The organism is Vibrio sp. JCM 18905 (assembly GCF_055393305.1).
On sequence record NZ_AP043880.1, the window covers coordinates 38,363 to 58,389 of the forward strand.

The 20,027-nt window shown below is 48.6% G+C and carries 16 protein-coding genes, 3 tRNA genes and 2 rRNA genes; 8 read left to right on the forward strand and 13 right to left on the reverse strand.

What is annotated here, in order from left to right; translation table 11 throughout:
- Nucleotides 1-10: 10 nt before the first annotated feature.
- The 5 genes from ACZ5ZC_RS16805 to ACZ5ZC_RS16825 form a co-directional block, all read right to left on the reverse strand.
- Nucleotides 11-2,901, reverse strand: a 23S ribosomal RNA gene (locus tag ACZ5ZC_RS16805).
- 322 nt (nt 2,902-3,223) lie between these two features.
- Nucleotides 3,224-3,299: transfer RNA gene (locus ACZ5ZC_RS16810), tRNA-Val, on the reverse strand.
- 28 nt (nt 3,300-3,327) lie between these two features.
- Nucleotides 3,328-3,403: transfer RNA gene (locus tag ACZ5ZC_RS16815), tRNA-Lys, on the reverse strand.
- 2 nt (nt 3,404-3,405) lie between these two features.
- Nucleotides 3,406-3,481 (reverse strand) — tRNA-Glu (locus ACZ5ZC_RS16820).
- Nucleotides 3,482-3,571: 90 nt separating this feature from the next.
- Nucleotides 3,572-5,124: ribosomal RNA gene (locus ACZ5ZC_RS16825) — 16S ribosomal RNA — on the reverse strand.
- Together the 16S and 23S rRNA genes with 3 tRNA genes alongside form the textbook arrangement of a ribosomal RNA operon.
- Nucleotides 5,125-5,636: 512 nt before the next feature.
- Here ACZ5ZC_RS16825 and ACZ5ZC_RS16830 point away from each other — a divergent pair.
- Complete coding sequence (locus ACZ5ZC_RS16830) at nt 5,637-6,185, forward strand: gamma carbonic anhydrase family protein (protein WP_464932145.1); 549 nt, start codon at nt 5,637-5,639, stop codon at nt 6,183-6,185.
- A gap of 7 nt (nt 6,186-6,192) precedes the next feature.
- On the opposite strand, the gene ACZ5ZC_RS16835 is transcribed toward ACZ5ZC_RS16830, so the two are convergent.
- From ACZ5ZC_RS16835 to tsaC, 4 genes are all read right to left on the reverse strand, one after another.
- Nucleotides 6,193-6,456 (reverse strand): DUF1488 family protein, encoded by a 264-nt coding sequence (locus ACZ5ZC_RS16835; RefSeq protein ID WP_054868152.1) that lies wholly within the window; start codon nt 6,454-6,456, stop codon nt 6,193-6,195.
- A gap of 3 nt (nt 6,457-6,459) precedes the next feature.
- Nucleotides 6,460-7,293, reverse strand: coding sequence for a shikimate dehydrogenase (gene aroE / locus ACZ5ZC_RS16840; RefSeq protein WP_124008270.1), 834 nt, complete (start codon nt 7,291-7,293; stop codon nt 6,460-6,462).
- A gap of 101 nt (nt 7,294-7,394) precedes the next feature.
- The gene (hemF, locus tag ACZ5ZC_RS16845; RefSeq protein ID WP_054868151.1) at nt 7,395-8,312 is read right to left on the reverse strand and encodes an oxygen-dependent coproporphyrinogen oxidase; all 918 of its coding nucleotides are present in this window, start codon (nt 8,310-8,312) and stop codon (nt 7,395-7,397) included.
- Nucleotides 8,313-8,359: 47 nt separating this feature from the next.
- On the reverse strand, nt 8,360-8,917 hold the full coding sequence (gene tsaC, locus ACZ5ZC_RS16850; protein WP_005394015.1) for an L-threonylcarbamoyladenylate synthase type 1 TsaC: 558 nt from the start codon (nt 8,915-8,917) through the stop codon (nt 8,360-8,362).
- A gap of 199 nt (nt 8,918-9,116) precedes the next feature.
- On the opposite strand from tsaC, the gene purE reads away from it, so the two are divergent.
- On the forward strand, nt 9,117-9,602 hold the full coding sequence (gene purE / locus ACZ5ZC_RS16855; protein ID WP_005379082.1) for a 5-(carboxyamino)imidazole ribonucleotide mutase: 486 nt from the start codon (nt 9,117-9,119) through the stop codon (nt 9,600-9,602).
- A 4-nt stretch (nt 9,603-9,606) separates the two neighbouring features.
- Nucleotides 9,607-10,740, forward strand: coding sequence for a 5-(carboxyamino)imidazole ribonucleotide synthase (locus ACZ5ZC_RS16860; RefSeq protein ID WP_464932146.1), 1,134 nt, complete (start codon nt 9,607-9,609; stop codon nt 10,738-10,740).
- A gap of 67 nt (nt 10,741-10,807) precedes the next feature.
- On the opposite strand, the gene ACZ5ZC_RS16865 is transcribed toward ACZ5ZC_RS16860, so the two are convergent.
- The 4 genes from ACZ5ZC_RS16865 to ACZ5ZC_RS16880 form a co-directional block, all read right to left on the reverse strand.
- Nucleotides 10,808-11,377, reverse strand: a complete 570-nt coding sequence (locus tag ACZ5ZC_RS16865) for a DNA topoisomerase family protein (RefSeq protein WP_054868149.1) — start codon at nt 11,375-11,377, stop codon at nt 10,808-10,810.
- Nucleotides 11,378-11,455: 78 nt separating this feature from the next.
- A complete protein-coding gene (locus tag ACZ5ZC_RS16870; RefSeq protein ID WP_005379074.1) occupies nt 11,456-11,935 on the reverse strand; it encodes a DUF494 family protein in 480 nt (159 codons plus the stop codon).
- A gap of 2 nt (nt 11,936-11,937) precedes the next feature.
- Nucleotides 11,938-13,047 (reverse strand): DNA-processing protein DprA, encoded by a 1,110-nt coding sequence (dprA, locus tag ACZ5ZC_RS16875; RefSeq protein WP_145533255.1) that lies wholly within the window; start codon nt 13,045-13,047, stop codon nt 11,938-11,940.
- On the reverse strand, nt 13,031-14,125 hold the full coding sequence (locus ACZ5ZC_RS16880) for a LysM peptidoglycan-binding domain-containing protein (protein WP_237309817.1): 1,095 nt from the start codon (nt 14,123-14,125) through the stop codon (nt 13,031-13,033). Before ACZ5ZC_RS16880 ends, dprA begins: the two co-directional genes overlap by 17 nt.
- A gap of 138 nt (nt 14,126-14,263) precedes the next feature.
- Between ACZ5ZC_RS16880 and def the strand changes: the two genes are divergently transcribed.
- From def to ACZ5ZC_RS16905, 5 genes are all read left to right on the forward strand, one after another.
- Complete coding sequence (gene def, locus ACZ5ZC_RS16885; protein WP_005461416.1) at nt 14,264-14,782, forward strand: peptide deformylase; 519 nt, start codon at nt 14,264-14,266, stop codon at nt 14,780-14,782.
- Between the two features lie 33 nt (nt 14,783-14,815).
- On the forward strand, nt 14,816-15,763 hold the full coding sequence (fmt, locus tag ACZ5ZC_RS16890) for a methionyl-tRNA formyltransferase (protein WP_020839886.1): 948 nt from the start codon (nt 14,816-14,818) through the stop codon (nt 15,761-15,763).
- 80 nt (nt 15,764-15,843) lie between these two features.
- The gene (rsmB, locus tag ACZ5ZC_RS16895; RefSeq protein ID WP_005394040.1) at nt 15,844-17,127 is read left to right on the forward strand and encodes a 16S rRNA (cytosine(967)-C(5))-methyltransferase RsmB; all 1,284 of its coding nucleotides are present in this window, start codon (nt 15,844-15,846) and stop codon (nt 17,125-17,127) included.
- 63 nt (nt 17,128-17,190) lie between these two features.
- Complete coding sequence (gene trkA / locus ACZ5ZC_RS16900; RefSeq protein WP_005394041.1) at nt 17,191-18,567, forward strand: Trk system potassium transporter TrkA; 1,377 nt, start codon at nt 17,191-17,193, stop codon at nt 18,565-18,567.
- 9 nt (nt 18,568-18,576) lie between these two features.
- The gene (locus tag ACZ5ZC_RS16905) at nt 18,577-20,022 is read left to right on the forward strand and encodes a TrkH family potassium uptake protein (protein WP_005394042.1); all 1,446 of its coding nucleotides are present in this window, start codon (nt 18,577-18,579) and stop codon (nt 20,020-20,022) included.
- Nucleotides 20,023-20,027 lie beyond the last annotated feature (5 nt).

Genomic DNA, 20,027 nt, shown 5'->3' on the forward strand with positions numbered 1-20,027 from the left:
TGGGTGTTGTATGGTTAAGCCTCACGGGCAATTAGTACAGGTTAGCTCAACGCCTCACAACGCTTACACACCCTGCCTATCAACGTCGTAGTCTACGACAACCCTTTAGGATACTTAAAGTATCAGGGAGAACTCATCTCAAGGCTCGCTTCCCGCTTAGATGCTTTCAGCGGTTATCGATCCCGAACTTAGCTACCGGGCAATGCGTCTGGCGACACAACCCGAACACCAGAGGTTCGTCCACTCCGGTCCTCTCGTACTAGGAGCAGCCCCTTTCAATTCTCCAACGCCCACGGCAGATAGGGACCGAACTGTCTCACGACGTTCTAAACCCAGCTCGCGTACCACTTTAAATGGCGAACAGCCATACCCTTGGGACCGACTTCAGCCCCAGGATGTGATGAGCCGACATCGAGGTGCCAAACACCGCCGTCGATATGAACTCTTGGGCGGTATCAGCCTGTTATCCCCGGAGTACCTTTTATCCGTTGAGCGATGGCCCTTCCATTCAGAACCACCGGATCACTATGACCTGCTTTCGCACCTGCTCGAATTGTCATTCTCGCAGTCAAGCGGGCTTATGCCATTGCACTAACCTCACGATGTCCAACCGTGATTAGCCCACCTTCGTGCTCCTCCGTTACGCTTTGGGAGGAGACCGCCCCAGTCAAACTACCCACCAGGCACTGTCCGCAACCCCGATAAGGGGTTGACGTTAGAACATCAACACTACAAGGGTGGTATTTCAAGGACGGCTCCACGCAATCTAGCGACTGCGCTTCAAAGCCTCCCACCTATCCTACACATGTAGGGTCAATGTTCAGTGCCAAGCTGTAGTAAAGGTTCACGGGGTCTTTCCGTCTAGCCGCGGGTACACTGCATCTTCACAGCGATTTCAATTTCACTGAGTCTCGGGTGGAGACAGCGTGGCCATCATTACGCCATTCGTGCAGGTCGGAACTTACCCGACAAGGAATTTCGCTACCTTAGGACCGTTATAGTTACGGCCGCCGTTTACCGGGGCTTCGATCAAGAGCTTCGACCGAAGTCTAACCCCATCAATTAACCTTCCGGCACCGGGCAGGCGTCACACCGTATACGTCATCTTGCGATTTTGCACAGTGCTGTGTTTTTAATAAACAGTTGCAGCCACCTGGTATCTGCGACTCTCAATAGCTCCATCCGCGAGGGACTTCACCGTCGAGAGCGTACCTTCTCCCGAAGTTACGGTACCATTTTGCCTAGTTCCTTCACCCGAGTTCTCTCAAGCGCCTTGGTATTCTCTACCCGACCACCTGTGTCGGTTTGGGGTACGATTCCTTACAATCTGAAGCTTAGAGGCTTTTCCTGGAAGCATGGCATCAATGACTTCACATCCGTAGATGCTCGACGTCGTGTCTCAGCCTTAAGAAGAGCCGGATTTACCTAACTCTTCAGCCTACGCACTTGAACCTGGACAACCGTCGCCAGGCCCACCTAGCCTTCTCCGTCCCCCCATCGCAATTGTAAGAAGTACGGGAATATTAACCCGTTTCCCATCGACTACGCCTTTCGGCCTCGCCTTAGGGGTCGACTTACCCTGCCCCGATTAACGTTGGACAGGAACCCTTGGTCTTCCGGCGAGGAGGTTTTTCACCCCCTTTATCGTTACTCATGTCAGCATTCGCACTTCTGATACGTCCAGCATGCGTTACCACACACCTTCAACCGCTTACAGAACGCTCCCCTACCCAATGCACAAAAGTGCATTGCCGCAGCTTCGGTTTACTACTTAGCCCCGTTACATCTTCCGCGCAGGCCGACTCGACCAGTGAGCTATTACGCTTTCTTTAAATGATGGCTGCTTCTAAGCCAACATCCTGGCTGTCTGAGCCTTCCCACATCGTTTCCCACTTAGTAGTAATTTGGGACCTTAGCTGGCGGTCTGGGTTGTTTCCCTCTCCACGACGGACGTTAGCACCCGCCGTGTGTCTCCCGGATAGTACTTACTGGTATTCGGAGTTTGCAAAGGGTTGGTAAGTCGGGATGACCCCCTAGCCTTAACAGTGCTCTACCCCCAGTAGTATTCGTCCGAGGCGCTACCTAAATAGCTTTCGGGGAGAACCAGCTATCTCCAGGTTTGATTGGCCTTTCACCCCTAGCCACAAGTCATCCGCTAATTTTTCAACATTAGTCGGTTCGGTCCTCCAGTTGATGTTACTCAACCTTCAACCTGCCCATGGCTAGATCACCTGGTTTCGGGTCTATATCCAGAGACTGAACGCCCAGTTAAGACTCGGTTTCCCTACGGCTCCCCTAGATGGTTAACCTTGCCACTGAATATAAGTCGCTGACCCATTATACAAAAGGTACGCAGTCACAGGACAAAGCCTGCTCCTACTGCTTGTACGTACACGGTTTCAGGTTCTATTTCACTCCCCTCACAGGGGTTCTTTTCGCCTTTCCCTCACGGTACTGGTTCACTATCGGTCAGTCAGTAGTATTTAGCCTTGGAGGATGGTCCCCCCATATTCAGACAGGATATCACGTGTCCCGCCCTACTCGATTTCACTGAATATGCGTCGTCAGTTACGGGGCTATCACCCTGTATCGCCAAGCTTTCCAGCTTGTTCACCTGACGCCTATAAAGCTTAAGGGCTAGTCCAATTTCGCTCGCCGCTACTTTCGGAATCTCGGTTGATTTCTTTTCCTCGGGGTACTTAGATGTTTCAGTTCCCCCGGTTCGCCTCGTTATGCTATGTATTCACATAACGATACTTACTTATGTAAGTGGGTTTCCCCATTCGGAAATCCCAGACTCAAGTGGTTTTTACTACCTAATCTGGGCTTATCGCAAGTTAATACGTCCTTCATCGCCTCTGACTGCCAAGGCATCCACCGTGTACGCTTAGTCACTTAACCATACAACCCGAAGGAGTTTCGAGTTGATAATCAAATCACCAAAGTTGTCTCTCATTATTTGAATGAGCGAGAGACATTCGATTTTGCCGGACTCAAATTCCAAGAACACTTGAATGTGTTTTTAGTTGTATTCCATAAGGAATACTTTGAGAACTTTACAAACAACAATAAATTGTTGTTTTGTCAGCTTTCCAAATTGTTAAAGAGCTATGTTTCTTCACAAGGAAGTTACATTTTCTAAAGACTTTCAGAGTCAAAAATGCCAACCAGTATCAATTGCTTGTTCTGGTTTGGACGTTTTATTCCAAAAATACTTAGAGAATGGTGGGCGATACCGGGCTCGAACCAGTGACCCCCTGCTTGTAAGGCAGGTGCTCTCCCAACTGAGCTAATCGCCCACATTATTTTGATTTCCGTGGAAGGAAATGGTGGGTCGTGCAGGATTCGAACCTGCGACCAATTGATTAAAAGTCAACTGCTCTACCAACTGAGCTAACGACCCAATGGTATCCCGTAGGGGAGTCGAACCCCTGTTACCGCCGTGAAAGGGCGGTGTCCTAGGCCTCTAGACGAACGGGACACTAAGTTGAACATCTTGGGGGATGTTCTATCTCTTAAACTTCATAAACCGTATCAATCTGTGTGAACACTCATCGCAATAATCATCGTATAAGGAGGTGATCCAGCGCCAGGTTCCCCTAGCGCTACCTTGTTACGACTTCACCCCAGTCATGAACCACAAAGTGGTAAGCGTCCCCCCGAAGGTTAAACTACCTACTTCTTTTGCAGCCCACTCCCATGGTGTGACGGGCGGTGTGTACAAGGCCCGGGAACGTATTCACCGTGGCATTCTGATCCACGATTACTAGCGATTCCGACTTCATGGAGTCGAGTTGCAGACTCCAATCCGGACTACGACGCACTTTTTGGGATTCGCTCACTTTCGCAAGTTGGCCGCCCTCTGTATGCGCCATTGTAGCACGTGTGTAGCCCTACTCGTAAGGGCCATGATGACTTGACGTCGTCCCCACCTTCCTCCGGTTTATCACCGGCAGTCTCCCTGGAGTTCCCGACATTACTCGCTGGCAAACAAGGATAAGGGTTGCGCTCGTTGCGGGACTTAACCCAACATTTCACAACACGAGCTGACGACAGCCATGCAGCACCTGTCTCAGAGTTCCCGAAGGCACCAATCCATCTCTGGAAAGTTCTCTGGATGTCAAGAGTAGGTAAGGTTCTTCGCGTTGCATCGAATTAAACCACATGCTCCACCGCTTGTGCGGGCCCCCGTCAATTCATTTGAGTTTTAATCTTGCGACCGTACTCCCCAGGCGGTCTACTTAACGCGTTAGCTCCGAAAGCCACGGCTCAAGGCCACAACCTCCAAGTAGACATCGTTTACGGCGTGGACTACCAGGGTATCTAATCCTGTTTGCTCCCCACGCTTTCGCATCTGAGTGTCAGTATCTGTCCAGGGGGCCGCCTTCGCCACCGGTATTCCTTCAGATCTCTACGCATTTCACCGCTACACCTGAAATTCTACCCCCCTCTACAGTACTCTAGTCTGCCAGTTTCAAATGCTATTCCGAGGTTGAGCCCCGGGCTTTCACATCTGACTTAACAAACCACCTGCATGCGCTTTACGCCCAGTAATTCCGATTAACGCTCGCACCCTCCGTATTACCGCGGCTGCTGGCACGGAGTTAGCCGGTGCTTCTTCTGTCGCTAACGTCAAACAACGCCGCTATTAACGACGCCGCCTTCCTCACGACTGAAAGTGCTTTACAACCCGAAGGCCTTCTTCACACACGCGGCATGGCTGCATCAGGCTTGCGCCCATTGTGCAATATTCCCCACTGCTGCCTCCCGTAGGAGTCTGGACCGTGTCTCAGTTCCAGTGTGGCTGATCATCCTCTCAGACCAGCTAGGGATCGTTGCCTTGGTGAGCCCTTACCTCACCAACTAGCTAATCCCACCTAGGCATATCCTGACGCGAGAGGCCCGAAGGTCCCCCTCTTTGGCCCGTAGGCATCATGCGGTATTAGCCATCGTTTCCAATGGTTATCCCCCACATCAGGGCAATTTCCTAGGCATTACTCACCCGTCCGCCGCTCGACGCCGTTATCGTTCCCCGAAGGTTCAGATAACTCGTTTCCGCTCGACTTGCATGTGTTAGGCCTGCCGCCAGCGTTCAATCTGAGCCATGATCAAACTCTTCAATTTAAGATTTTGTTCGGCTCAATGAATACTGAACATTCCTTTCGCTAATAAATAGCAGAAGTAATGTTTGAATTGACTGTGCTGAATCCGAAGATTCAATGGTCACTTCGTATCATTGAAACCTAATTTGAAACCGAAGTTTCTAATTGGATTATCATCAACGAGTGCCCACACAGATTGATAGGTCTATATTGTTAAAGAGCTTTTCCTGTTGAGCTTTACTCAAAACAGGACGGCCATTTTAGCGAGTTAAAGTTTAGTGTCAATCACTTTTTTCAAACTTTCTTCAAGCGTTTCCGCTTGGCTAATTTGGCTTGCTAACTTGGCTTTCGTTTCTTTCGAAGCGTTGCCGTGTCAGCGAGGTGGCATTATAGAGATTGCGATCACATTGGCAAGCCCTTTTTCACGTTTTTTTTGATTTTTTTATCGTTTGGGTGTTTTTTATTCTAAAAGGCGAGTTTTCACCACTATTCTACCTCCATGTCCCCTGTAATTGCCCCTAATAAGGAGAAAAGATGAGCTCAATTAGAAGCTACAAAGATATAAAGCCTCAACTTGGTGAGCGTGTTTACGTTGACTCAACCTCAGTGTTAGTCGGAGATATCCGTATTGGGGACGATTCTAGCATTTGGCCATTAGTAGCGGCACGAGGCGATGTGAACCACATTCACATTGGTGATAGAACGAATATTCAAGATGGCAGTGTTTTGCATGTCACCCATAAGAACGCCGAAAACCCAAACGGCTACCCACTTATCATTGGCAATGACGTTACGATTGGCCACAAAGTGATGCTGCACGGTTGTGAGATCCACGATCGTGTTTTGGTTGGTATGGGGGCGATTGTTTTAGATGCTGTCGTTATTGAATCAGAGGTGATGATTGGAGCGGGCAGTTTAGTACCGCCAGGAAAGAGATTAGAAAGCGGCTATCTTTATGTCGGTAGCCCAGTAAAACAAGCTCGCCCTCTATCAGAGACAGAACGAGCTTTTTTGCAAAAGTCTGCCAATAACTATGTTCAAAACAAAAACGACTACTTACATGAAGCAGAAGACTTGAACTAAAGGTCTGTTAACCAATGATGATATGGCCTTCTTCACTGAAGGCTTCATCTTCTATTAACTCTTCTGCTATTTCTTCCAGATCAAATCGGTAGTCAATAAAAGCAGAGAGCACGGCCTGCTCCGTATCTAACTCTGAGCCAGATAACTTTTCTAACTTTTGTTTCGTCACAAAGCATTCTATTAGCGCACCAGATTGTTGCGCCGCAAAGTTTACTGATTGTGATATTTCATCCCATGATTGCATGTCTGGGAATAAGATGGATTGATTCATCGCTTATTGACCTTCAAGGTTCTTTCTTAATTCACGCAAAATCTGTTTAGCTCCAGGACGAAGACCGCGCCATAACATAAAACTCTCAGCAGCTTGGCCAACTAACATACCTAAACCATCATAAGCATGTGCGACACCATGTTGCTTAGCCCATTGGTTAAATGTGGTATCACCTTTGCCATACATCATGTCGTAGCTTGTACTATTGGCGGCGAACACCGAGGAAGAGATCGCAGGTAACTCACCACTCAATGATGCAGACGTGGAGTTGATTACGACGTCGTACTCTTCAGCAATGGTATTCATCTCTTTTGCTGTAACAGGGCCATATGCAGAAAACAATTCTGCCAATTCTTCGGCTTTGGAAAATGTACGATTAGTTATCGTTAGAGATGTTGGTTTTTGATCGAGCAATGGTTTAATCACTCCTCGAGCGGCACCACCAGCTCCTATGATCAGGATACGTGCACCTTCTAAAACGACTTGATGCTGCAACAAGTCTTGCACTAAGCCTGCACCATCAGTGTTATCACCAATGATTTCACCATCATCAAGCTTCTTAAGTGTATTCACTGCTCCAGCAAGCTGAGCACGCTCGGTCAAACGGCTGGCAAATTGATAGGCATCTTCTTTAAAAGGCAAGGTCACGTTACAGCCTTTGCCGCCGTCAGCAAAAAATGCTTTCGCCGCCTCGATAAATCCACCCACAGGCGCACATTCTGCGGTGTATGTTAGGGACTGATTCGTTTGACGAGCAAAGAGTGTATGGATAAATGGCGACTTGCTGTGCCCGATAGGGTTACCAAACACGGCGTAACGATCGATTTGCGGGGTCATTTCCTTACCTTTATTCCTTACTTAGATATAGAGAAAACAGGGCCATCTGATTACAGATGACCCTATCACTATCTATCTATATAGAAAAGGAGATTCCGTGCTTACCATTCGCGTGGTTTCAGGTATCGATCGTAAAGTTCGGCTTCAGGCGTTCCTGCTTCTGGTTCGTAGCGGTACTCCCATCGCGCTAACGGCGGCATCGACATCAGAATCGACTCGGTACGCCCACCACTTTGTAAACCGAATAAAGTGCCACGGTCGTACACTAAGTTGAACTCAACATAACGACCACGACGGTAAAGTTGGAATTCACGTTCGCGCTCGCCATATTCGATGTCTTTACGACGAGACACGATCGGCAAATAAGCTTGGCAATAGCCTTCACCCACCGCTTTGATGTAATCAAAACACTTATCAAACTCCCAGTGATTCAAATCATCAAAGAACAAACCACCAACACCACGAGTTTCATTTCGATGTGGCAAGAAGAAGTACTTATCACACCACGCTTTGTGTTCAGCATATACTTCTTCACCAAATGGGGCACAGATTGCCTTAGCTGTATCGTGCCATGACTGACAATCTTCTTCGAAAGGATAGAAAGGAGTCAGGTCGAAACCACCACCAAACCACCAAATTGGTTCTTCGCCCTCTTTCTCGGCGATAAAGAAACGCACATTCGCATGAGAAGTTGGGACGTAAGGGTTTTTGGGATGGATAACCAAAGAGACCCCCATCGCTTCAAAACGGCGACCCGCTAGCTCCGGACGATGTGCCGTCGCAGATGCTGGCATTTCTTTCCCTTCTACATGCGAGAAGTTCACCCCACCTTGCTCGAAAACAAGGCCATCACGCATAACACGTGAGCGCCCACCGCCACCAAGACGTTCGCCCGGTTCACGATGCCATGCATCCTCGACAAAGACGGCCTCTCCATCTCCTTGCTCTAACTGCTGACAAATGGAGTCCTGAAGTGACATCAGGAACTGCTTTACGGCGTGCTTATCGATTGCTGACATACGTTATTACCTATTACGTGATACCGGTTGATGACTGGCAAGCAGGGTTAGCCCTGTCTTAATATTTGTGAAGTCTTGGCGTCACGAATCTCGCTGGGTTTATCACGACCGCTGGTTTCACCACGAAGAATGGCCACCAGCTTGTCACCCAATTGCTCTTCGACTTCTTCCGTGGTCATACACGGTGGTAAGCCGGAAAGATTCGCGCTGGTAGAGGTTAACGGCTTTCCGAATGCATTACACATTTTTTGAACCAAAGGATGATCAGTCACACGAACCGCAATTGAATCAAACTGCCCTGAAACCCAGTTGGAGACTTTATCGCTCGCTGGCATGATCCAAGTGTATGGGCCTGGCCAAGTAGCATGTACAGTCTGTAATTGTTCTTCAGTCAACTGAGATTCATCAATATACGGCAAGAGCTGCTCATAACTTGCAGCGATCAGAATCAGCCCTTTTTCCACCGGGCGCTGCTTGAGCTCCAGCAGTTTTTGAATTGCTTCTGGGTTATCTGGATCGCATCCGACACCAAAAACCCCCTCTGTTGGGTAGGCAATCACTTCGCCTTGTTGTAGTGCGTTGAGCACTTGTTCAAAGTTATCCACCGATTACTTCCTGATTGTCTGACTGTATTATTTTCACTAAGTGTACAAATATTCATTCTCAGACACTAAAGCAATTTTTTTATAAAATGTATCAATAGCGTCAACAACAAGACGCAAACGTTTGCTTGAGATAAAAATCCCCGTATAATGCGCACAAATTTATCAGCTCACCTAATTTTGCAGCTTGAAGGAGTTTGAGATGAAAGTCGGTATCATCATGGGTTCTAAATCCGATTGGCCAACCATGAAACTAGCAGCGGACATGCTAGACCAATTTGGCGTACCTTACGAAACAAAAGTCGTGTCAGCACACCGAACTCCTCAATTACTGGCGGACTACGCCAGTGGCGCAAAAGAACGCGGCATCAAAGTTATCATCGCAGGCGCAGGTGGTGCAGCCCACCTACCAGGTATGGCTGCGGCGTTTACTAGTTTGCCAGTGCTTGGTGTTCCCGTTCAGTCTCGTGCACTGAAAGGTATGGATTCACTGCTCTCTATTGTACAGATGCCAAAGGGAATTGCGGTTGGTACATTAGCGATTGGCGAAGCGGGCGCAGCAAACGCAGGTATCCTAGCAGCGCAAATCCTAGGCACTCATGATGAAAACATCATGGCGAAGGTAGAAGCGTTCCGCAATGAACAGACGGAAACAGTGCTCGCAAATCCAAACCCTGCAGAGGATTAATCAGATGCATGTACTGGTTCTTGGTGCGGGTCAGTTGGCTCGCATGATGTCTCTGGCTGGTGCGCCATTGAATATTCAAATTTCAGCTTACGATGTCAGCAGCGGTGATGTCGTTCATCCTTTAACTCAACAGGTACTTGGCCATGGCTTGGAAAATGCGATTACGCAAGTTGATGTGATTACTGCCGAGTTCGAGCATATTCCACATGACGTGCTCAAGGTTTGCGAAGCGAGCGGCAAGTTCCTACCAAGTACGCAAGCCATCAAAGCAGGTGGTGATCGCCGTATTGAAAAAGCACTGCTTGATGATGCTGGCGTGCGCAACGCGAAATACTACGTGATTGAAACTCGTGAAGACTTTGAGCGCGCAATTGAACACGTTGGTATGCCAATGGTTCTGAAAAGTGCATTAGGAGGTTACGATGGTAAAGGTCAATGGCGCTTAAAAGAAGCTTCTCAAGTCGACGAAATTTGGACTGAGATGGCAGAGTGCATCGCGGCAACACCAACTCAAGCGATTGTTGCTGAAGAGTTTGTTCCTTTTAACCGCGAAGTATCACTAGTTGGTGCTCGAAGCAAAGATGGCTGCGTTGAAGTGTACCCTCTAGCAGAAAACGTTCACATCAATGGCGTACTGAGCTTATCCACCGCAATTGATGCGCCAGAACTTCAAGCGCAAGCCAAGCAGATGTTCACCGCTGTAGCTGACAGCCTGAATTATGTTGGCGTACTGGCATTAGAGTTCTTTGATGTCGATGGCACACTGTTAGTGAATGAGATTGCCCCACGCGTGCACAACTCTGGTCACTGGACACAGCAAGGTGCAGAAACGTGTCAGTTTGAAAACCATCTGCGCGCAGTATGCGGCTTACCATTAGGTAGTACGAAATTGGTTCGTGAAACCTCAATGATCAATATTCTTGGTGAAGACACACTACCAGAAGCATTGTTATCAATGGATGGTTGCCACCTTCATTGGTATGGCAAAGAGAAACGTGCAGGTCGCAAGATGGGACACATCAACGTGTGTGGCGACTACCCAGGAGAATTGCACCGTAGGTTGTGCGCTCTGGCAGACATCTTAGACCCAATAGCTTTCCCAGCCGTGCAAGCGTTCGCTAAACAGCCTCAGCACTAACGTTTGGCAGCAAAAAAAAACAAAAAAGGGTCGCACGATGCGACCCTTTTTAATTCCTTTGATGTATTTACCCTTGTTGGGTGTGCTGGCACTTACGATTGGCACATTGCAATTTCACACCACTGGCGAGTTTCTTCTCCACCAACAAAGTAAAACCACATTCTTCGCATCTCCCTTTAACCGGAGGGAGATTCACTGCAAATTTGCATTTAGGGTAGTTATCACATGCGTAGAAAGTTTTACCAAAACGCGTCTTACGTTCAACTAAATGACCTTTACCGCATTCAGGACACGCGTGGTGCTCTTGCGACTGCTTTTCTGGCTCTGGTTGATTAATCGACTCAATATGATGGCACGCCGGATAGTTACTGCAACCAACAAACATCCCATAACGCCCTTGGCGTAATACCAACTCGTTACCACAATCTGGACAAGGAACGCCAAGCTCTTTGACGATGTGTCCATCATTGTTGTGCAGGGCTTTGATGTAATCACAGCTTGGGTAGTGGCTACAGCCAAGAAAGGGACCGTGTTTGCCATGTTTGAGGATCAACTCACTGCCACATTTAGGACACGGCTCGTGTTCCAATGCGTGTTCATGGGCAGAGAAAAGGGTGTTGTCGATTTTACTACTCATACTTACCGTTTCGTGAAAAACACACCAAAAGACAAGCTCGCGTTCTTGCTAGCTAAACTCGAACTTGCCTGGATTGGGTTAGTGAAGAATCCCTTGTTCCTTGGTGTACAACAGCTCTTCCATTAGCGTATAAGCGTTTTCATTACCAGGCACATTAAACAGCACCATCAAAATGATCCATTTGAGGTCTTCAAGCTCAAACTCGCTCGTTTCTAGACCCATCACTCGGTCAATCACCATTTCGCGAGTTTCTGTGGTTAACACATTGATTTGCTCGAGAAACAATAAAAACCCTCGGCATTCCAAATCTAAACGCTGCATCTCTTTCGCTGTGTAGATACGAGTTGATGACGAAGCCATGCAAGTCGAGATTGCAGAAGAGGTGTCACTTTGCTGCAATGCGGCAAGCTCTTCTAACCAGACAAGGGCTTTGTAGATATCTTTTTGTTGGAAGCCTGCACGGAGCAGCTCTTCTTCCAACTCGTCTTGTTCGACCTGTAACTCTGCATCGCTATGGATGTAGGTTTCGAATAGATACATCAGTATATCCATCATCATAGCTAGCCCCTCCCCTTTCGAATATAGCCACCTGAAACCGCAACGACATGCCCAGAGAGTTCTAACTCTAAGAGCTGCATCATGACTTCCTGGACAGGTATATTGGTCCTGTTTGCAAGAATATCAACCGGTGTAGCTTCACTTCCTACGTTAGCTAACAGCTGAGGAAATGGCAATTCTTCTTCATCATTTAACGTAGAAAATAAATCGGTACTCTGATTAATAGACCAATCAAGCAAAGACTGTATTTCATCTAAGACATCTTTCGTCTTTTCTACGAGGCAAGCACCATGACGTATCAACTGGTTGCCACCGCTGGCATTAGGGGCATTTATCGAAGCTGGCAGCGCAAACACTTCTCGACCTTGCTCAAGCGCGTAACGAGCAGTAATTAACGAGCCACTCCTTTCCGCCGCTTCCACAACTAACACACCTAGCGATAATCCGCTAATAATGCGGTTTCGACGCGGGAAGTTTTCCGGGCGCGGCTTGGCGTTGGGGCGAAACTCAGACACCAAAGCCCCATGTTCAATAACACGTTGCGCTAAACCACGATGACGTGCCGGATAAATATTTTCTAAGCCAGATCCCAGCACCGCAATCGTCTTACCTTTTGCTTGCAACGCACCATCGTGCGCATGGCCATCAATGCCTAAAGCGAGACCACTGGTGACAATAAAATCGTGCTGAACAAATTCTGCGGCAAAGTGGCGTGCATGCTGTAAGCCATCAATACTCGCATTTCGGCTACCCACCATGGCAATTTGTGGTTGCGATAAAAAGGTGGGACTCCCCTCAACAAATAACAACGGAGGCGGCGCAACGATTTGTTTGAGTTGAGGTGGATAAAGCGGGTCAGTCAGTGTCAGGATATGATGATTTGTAGAAGCCTCAAACCAACTTAAACAGGCATCAACTTCTTTATCTGTTGAAGCCCAAGCTTGAATTTGCTTAGTTGTTAACCCAAGTTGTTGTAGCTGTTCGGGAGAGAAGTTTACGATGTTACGCGGCGTGTCTCTTGCCAGTAGCTTATTCATTTTGACCCCGCCAATGCCTGGTAAACAACTCAGTTTTAACCAGGCAGCGAGATCATCGTTATTTCGTCGATTCATCGATGGTTAATTCGTTCGCCAACGGTGACACCACCGAAACATCTTGGTTAATGGGTTTCGTACTGTTAGTGATAAGTGCCAAGCTAAAGTACTGATACGGACGAATCACAAGCAATTCGCCAACTTTACTCTGTGGCAGAGTGATTTTCTTATCAAGCACGCCAAACTCTTTCTTGAACTCATCGCCGTCTTTGTAAACTGGGTGCGCGTCTTCTTTTAAATCAAACACACTGCCTTGCTTCAGATTGTCTGACGTGCCTTTATCAATCACCACGACTTGGTTAGTTGAACTAAAGCGAATACCTTCGATATTACCTAGCAACTTTGCCGAACTGCCTTGTGGCGACGGCAGCGGGTAGAACGTAGTCGTGAAGTCAGTATTCTCAACCGATTGATTTGGCAACGCGATATCGTTACGTAGAATTTCTTGCATCTGCGATGTAAGCTTCAAACCTGAATAATCACTCGAAGCTTCAACGAGCTCGCCTTTGGCAATCAAACGCAGCGCGGTAATCTCTTCGGACACATCGTCACGCGAAAAGGTAGCTACTGGTCGGTAAATAGCCCAACCTGTCGCGGTCTGATTACCATTGATATACAGCACATCTTCTGCAGTCAGATACTTACTGCCTTTGCTGCTACCCATCACTTTTGCTGCACTGTTCAACGCATCTTGATCCAGCAACCGATCCGATTTGAGGTAAGGCATCACCAAACCTTCCGCGACCGTTGGTACCGCTTTCTTTTCCGTGATACGTGCTTTCGGGCTCAGCTTCTTAACCGGTTTTAGGCTCAATACGGGCTGACCGTTAATCCACACCAAAGACAGCTTGTCACCGGGATAAATTAAATGAGGGTTGTCGATTTCCGGGTTTACTTGCCATAAACGAGGCCACAACCACGGGCTATCCAAGTACATGGCCGAAATATCCCATAGCGTATCGCCCTTCACGACTACATATGTTTGTGGCGCATCATCTTTAACAGTCAGTGGTTTCGCATCCACATTTGCTACAGCGTTGAAAGAGAAAAGTAACGGCAACGTAACACTGGCAACGTTGCGGAAAATTCGATTCATGACCCTCGTCCTTGGTCTGTTAAGCAGGAACCAGAATGGAAATTGGTGCAAGGATGCTGTCATTTAGGCTATAAAATGTCTAGAATTGAGCCAACAAGGTTTGTGCTGTTTCGGCACAGTTCAATATTTCGAGTGAATATGTCTGTATTACAAGTATTAACATTCCCAGATGATCGCCTGCGCACGGTCGCGAAGCCTGTTGACGCGGTGACTCCTGAGATTCAAAAAATCGTCGATGACATGATTGAAACCATGTACGACGAAGAAGGTATTGGCCTTGCTGCAACGCAGGTTGATATCCACAAACGTATCGTAGTGATTGATATTTCAGAAACTCGCGATGAGCCGATGGTGCTAATCAACCCTGAGATTCTGGAAAAGCGTGGCGAAGATGGCATCGAAGAAGGCTGTCTGTCGGTACCAGGTGCACGCGCACTTGTGCCTCGCGCTGCAGAAGTTACCGTTAAAGCACTGGATCGTGATGGCAAAGAGTTCACCTTTGAAGCCGACGACCTGCTAGCGATTTGTGTTCAACACGAGCTTGATCACCTACAAGGTAAGCTATTCGTGGATTACCTATCACCACTGAAACGCAAACGCATTCAGGACAAGCTAGCAAAAATCAAACGCTTTAACGAGAAGCAGCAAAACGCTTAATCTCGAACCATACCAATTAGAAGGAAGTCTACCTTGAGTCAGTCTTTACGTATTGTCTTTGCAGGTACTCCGGATTTCGCCGCCCGTCACTTGGCGGCGTTGTTGTCTTCGGAGCATGAAGTAATCGCGGTTTACACAAACCCAGATCGTCCAGCGGGTCGTGGCAAGAAATTGGCTGCGCCACCGGTAAAACAACTGGCGCTGGAACACAACATCCCGGTTTACCAACCTGAAAGCTTTAAGTCCGACGAAGCGAAACAAGAACTTGCCGACCTGAACGCCGATCTCATGGTTGTCGTGGCGTACGGTATGCTCCTGCCACAAGCGGTTCTTGATACCCCTAAACTGGGTTGTATCAACGTACATGGTTCTATCCTACCTCGTTGGCGTGGTGCGGCTCCAATCCAACGCTCTATTTGGGCGGGCGATGCAGAAACTGGCGTGACCATCATGCAGATGGACATCGGTCTCGACACTGGTGATATGCTGAAGATTGCAACTCTGCCAATCGAAGCGACAGATACCAGCGCTTCAATGTACGAAAAATTGGCGGAGCTTGGTCCAGAAGCCCTGATTGACTGCCTAGCAGACATTGCTGCGGGTAAAGCAGTGCCAGTGCAGCAAGACGATGAGCTAGCGAACTATGCGAAAAAACTCAGCAAAGAAGAAGCACGCATCAACTGGAACGACGATGCGGCGCACATTGAGCGCTGCGTTCGTGCATTTAACCCATGGCCAATGAGCCACTTTGAGGCGGCAGAAAACAGCATCAAAGTATGGCAAAGCCGTGTGGCAGAGCAAACCAGTGACAAGCCAGCCGGCACCATCGTGCAAGCAGATAAAACCGGTATCTATGTTGCGACAGGCAACGGTGTACTGGTGCTAGAGCAACTGCAAGTTCCTGGCAAAAAAGCCATGTCAGTTCAGGATATTCTAAACTCACGTGCAGCTTGGTTTGAAGTCGGCACTCTGCTGGTTTAAGCCATACTAGGGGTTATCATCCCCAATAATACGAACTTTTAGAGGGCAGAGATGCCCTCCTTTACTTTAAGGTACTCATCATGAATGTTCGCGCTGCGGCTGCTAACGTCCTGTATCTTGTCGTCGACAAGGGCCACTCACTTTCAAGCGCTCTTCCAGCGGCTCAACAAACGGTACGACCTCGTGACCATGCTCTGCTACAAGAGATCTGTTACGGTGCGTTACGTTACCTACCTCGCCTAGAAATGATCGCAAACCAGTTGATGGATAAGCCGCTCAAAGGCAAACAACGTGTATTCCATCACCTAATTCTGGTTGGTATTTACCAACTGAGTTTCATGCGCATTCCTGCGCACGCAGCTGTCGGTGAAACGGTTGAAGGCACTAAAGAGCTGAAAGGTCCTCGTCTGCGTGGTTTGATTAACGCAGTATTGCGTAACTACCAACGCAACCAAGAAGAACTCGACCAAATGGCCGTCAGCAACAACGCTGGCAAGTACGGTCACCCAAGCTGGTTACTAAAACTGCTGCAAGAGGCCTACCCACAGCAATGGGAAAGCATTGTTGAAGCGAACAACCAAAAAGCACCAATGTGGCTGCGTGTGAACCACCAACATCACACTCGTGATGAATACCTTGCGCTACTCAAAAATGAAAACATTGATAGCACGCCACACACAGAAGCAATGGACGCCATAAAATTGGCCGCACCATGTGACGTGATGAAGCTACCTGGTTTTGATAAAGGTTGGGTTTCGGTCCAAGATGCGGCAGCGCAGCTTTCGATCAACTACCTAAAACCACAAGACGGCGAACTGATTTTAGATTGCTGTGCTGCGCCAGGTGGCAAGACGGCGCACATTCTAGAGCGCACGTCGGGCAGTGAAGTGGTCGCGATTGACTGCGACGACACACGCCTGAAACGTGTGCATGAAAACCTGAAGCGTCTCAACCTTCAGGCAAAAGTGGTTTGCGGCGATGCGCGTAATCCACAAGAATGGTGGCAAGGCGAGCAATTTGATCGCATTTTGCTGGATGCCCCATGTTCTGCGACTGGCGTGATTCGTCGTCACCCAGACATCAAATGGCTACGTCGTGCAGACGACATCGCCGCATTAGCAGAGCTACAAAGTGAAATTTTTGATGCCATGTGGACGCAGCTGAAACCCGGCGGCACAATGGTTTACGCGACTTGTTCAATCACACCGCAAGAAAACGTGGAGCAAGTAAAAGCGTTTTTAGCACGTACCGCGGATGCGCAACTGCTGGATTCTGATCCCGACCAGCCTGGTCGTCAAATTCTACCAGGCGAAGAAGACATGGATGGTTTCTACTACGCAGTGCTAACCAAAACACACGCGTAACAGCATGCTAAATAGGGCGATTGGAGTGATTTCAATCGCCTTTTTCAGATACGAGAAAAGAGTATGAAGATCATTATTCTTGGTGCAGGTCAGGTTGGCGGCACACTGGCAGAAAACCTAGTGGGTGAAAACAACGACATCACCATCGTCGACAACAATGCCGACCGACTGCGTGAATTACAGGACAAATACGACCTGCGTGTGGTCAATGGCCATGCGAGCCACCCAGACGTGCTGCACGAAGCGGGCGCACAAGACGCCGATATGCTCGTCGCGGTGACCAACACTGATGAAACCAACATGGCCGCCTGTCAGGTCGCGTTCACTCTATTCAACACCCCAAACCGCGTTGCGCGTATTCGCTCTCCAGAATACTTGGCAGAAAAAGAAGCCCTGTTTAAATCTGGCGCTATTCCTGTTGATCACCTTATCGCCCCAGAAGAACTCGTTACGAGCTACATCGAACGCCTGATCCAATACCCAGGCGCGCTGCAAGTGGTGAGCTTTGCTGAACAGAAAGTCAGCCTAGTGGCGGTGAAAGCCTACTATGGTGGCCCGCTTGTGGGTAATGCGCTGTCTGCTTTGCGTGAGCACATGCCGCACATCGATACCCGTGTGGCGGCGATTTTCCGTCAAGGTCGCCCGATTCGTCCGCAAGGTACCACCATCATTGAAGCCGATGATGAAGTATTCTTCGTCGCCGCAAGTAATCATATTCGCTCAGTGATGAGTGAGCTTCAGCGCCTAGAAAAACCGTACCGCCGCATCATGATTGTTGGCGGGGGTAACATCGGTGCCAGTCTCGCAAAGCGCTTAGAACAAAACTACAGCGTGAAGCTGATTGAACGTAACTACCAACGTGCAGAAAAACTGTCAGAAGAGCTAGAAAACACCATCGTGTTCTGCGGCGACGCGGCAGACCAAGAGCTTCTCTCGGAAGAGAACATCGACCAAGTCGACGTCTTCATCGCGCTGACCAACGAAGATGAAACCAACATCATGTCTGCGATGTTGGCAAAACGCATGGGCGCGAAAAAAGTAATGGTGCTGATCCAACGTGGCGCTTATGTAGATCTGGTACAAGGCGGCGTAATTGATGTGGCGATCTCACCACAACAAGCGACCATTTCCGCCTTGCTGACGCACGTTCGTCGCGCTGATATCGTGAACGTATCCTCACTTCGCCGCGGCGCTGCGGAAGCCATTGAAGCCGTCGCTCACGGTGATGAAAGTACATCCAAAGTTGTTGGACGTGCGATTGGAGATATTAAGCTCCCACCTGGGACCACCATTGGTGCTATCGTTCGTGGCGAAGAAGTCCTTATTGCCCACGATCGTACGGTCATCGAGCAGGATGACCATGTGGTGATGTTCCTGGTCAACAAAAAATACGTATCAGACGTCGAAGCGCTATTCCAGCCGAGTCCATTCTTCCTCTAGGATTTTCCTATGGTCAACTTACGTCCCGTACTGTTTGTTATCGGGCTGGTTTTATCCAAACTGGCCCTATTTATGTACGTGCCGACTTTGGTCGCTTTCTTCACTGGTACGGGGGGATTTCTCGATTTCGCCCAAGCCGTTGTGATCACGCACCTTGCCGCTTTCATTTGTTTGACGATCGGTCGAACCGCTAAGTTCAAACTCAGCGTACGCGATATGTTCCTCATCACCAGTTTGGTTTGGACCATAGCGAGTGCGTTTGCCGCCTTGCCATTTGTGTTTATCAACCACATCAGCTTCACTGACGCCTACTTCGAAACGATGTCGGGTATCACCACGACGGGCTCAACGGTGCTCAGTGGCCTAGACAACATGGCGCCGAGCATCTTGCTGTGGCGCTCTATTTTGCAGTGGCTTGGGGGGATTGGTTTTATCGTAATGGCGGTGGCGGTACTACCTATGCTCAACGTCGGTGGTATGAGGCTATTCCAAACCGAATCATCCGATTGGTCGGATAAAAGTAGCCCGAGAGCAAAAACGGTCGCCAAAAACATCGTAGCGGTTTATTTGATGCTTACTGGCTTATGCATTGTGGGCTACTTGGTCACAGGCATGAACCTGTTTGAAGCGATCAACCATGCCTTTACCACGCTATCAACAGGTGGATACTCTACATCCGACGGGTCGATGAACCACTTCTCTAATGGCGCACACTGGGTGGCCACTACCTTTATGTTCTTAGGTGGCTTGCCATTTTTGCTCTTCATCGCCGCGTTACGTAAACGCCGTATTGATGTATTGGTTAACGACGCTCAAGTTCGAGGATTCGCGTACCTGTTCGTGTTCTCAAGCTTAGTGATTTCAGCTTGGTTAGTGATTCGAGACGGATACACCATTTTGGATGCGCTACGAGTGTCGATGTTTAATATCGTCTCTGTCGTCACCACAACCGGCTTTGGCTTAGAGGACTTCACCGCGTGGGGCGCATTACCCACAACTCTTTTTGCCTTCTTAATGATGGCGGGCGCATGTTCGGGGTCAACGTCTGGTGGGATCAAAATCTTCCGTTTCCAAATCGCAATGACACTGCTGAACAAACAAATGATGAAATTGATTCACCCTTCAGGTGTGTTTGTACAGCGCTACAACCAACGCCCAGTGAATGATGACATTGTTCGCTCGGTGGTCGCGTTTGGCTTGATGTTCTTTATCACCATCATCTTCATCGCGGGTTGCTTGAGTGCGCTGGGTTTAGACCCCATCACTAGCATCTCTGGTGCCATCACTGCGGTAGCCAACGTCGGCCCAGGTATGGGAAGCGTGATTGGACCGACGGGTAACTTCGCGCCTCTGCCAGATACCGCCAAGTGGCTCCTGAGCTTTGGCATGTTAATGGGCCGCTTGGAAATTCTGACTATTCTTGTACTGTTCTTCCCTGCGTTTTGGCGCCGTTAAGCAGA

Coding starts and splice junctions, on each gene's coding strand:
- ACZ5ZC_RS16830 (WP_464932145.1), top strand. CDS start 5,637: ATGAGCTCAATTAGAAGCTACAAAGATATAAAGCCTCAACTTGGTGAG.
- ACZ5ZC_RS16835 (WP_054868152.1), bottom strand. CDS start 6,456: ATGAATCAATCCATCTTATTCCCAGACATGCAATCATGGGATGAAATA.
- aroE (WP_124008270.1), bottom strand. CDS start 7,293: ATGACCCCGCAAATCGATCGTTACGCCGTGTTTGGTAACCCTATCGGG.
- hemF (WP_054868151.1), bottom strand. CDS start 8,312: ATGTCAGCAATCGATAAGCACGCCGTAAAGCAGTTCCTGATGTCACTT.
- purE (WP_005379082.1), top strand. CDS start 9,117: ATGAAAGTCGGTATCATCATGGGTTCTAAATCCGATTGGCCAACCATG.
- ACZ5ZC_RS16860 (WP_464932146.1), top strand. CDS start 9,607: ATGCATGTACTGGTTCTTGGTGCGGGTCAGTTGGCTCGCATGATGTCT.
- ACZ5ZC_RS16865 (WP_054868149.1), bottom strand. CDS start 11,377: ATGAGTAGTAAAATCGACAACACCCTTTTCTCTGCCCATGAACACGCA.
- ACZ5ZC_RS16870 (WP_005379074.1), bottom strand. CDS start 11,935: ATGATGATGGATATACTGATGTATCTATTCGAAACCTACATCCATAGC.
- dprA (WP_145533255.1), bottom strand. CDS start 13,047: ATGAATCGACGAAATAACGATGATCTCGCTGCCTGGTTAAAACTGAGT.
- ACZ5ZC_RS16880 (WP_237309817.1), bottom strand. CDS start 14,125: ATGAATCGAATTTTCCGCAACGTTGCCAGTGTTACGTTGCCGTTACTT.
- def (WP_005461416.1), top strand. CDS start 14,264: ATGTCTGTATTACAAGTATTAACATTCCCAGATGATCGCCTGCGCACG.
- rsmB (WP_005394040.1), top strand. CDS start 15,844: ATGAATGTTCGCGCTGCGGCTGCTAACGTCCTGTATCTTGTCGTCGAC.
- trkA (WP_005394041.1), top strand. CDS start 17,191: ATGAAGATCATTATTCTTGGTGCAGGTCAGGTTGGCGGCACACTGGCA.
- ACZ5ZC_RS16905 (WP_005394042.1), top strand. CDS start 18,577: ATGGTCAACTTACGTCCCGTACTGTTTGTTATCGGGCTGGTTTTATCC.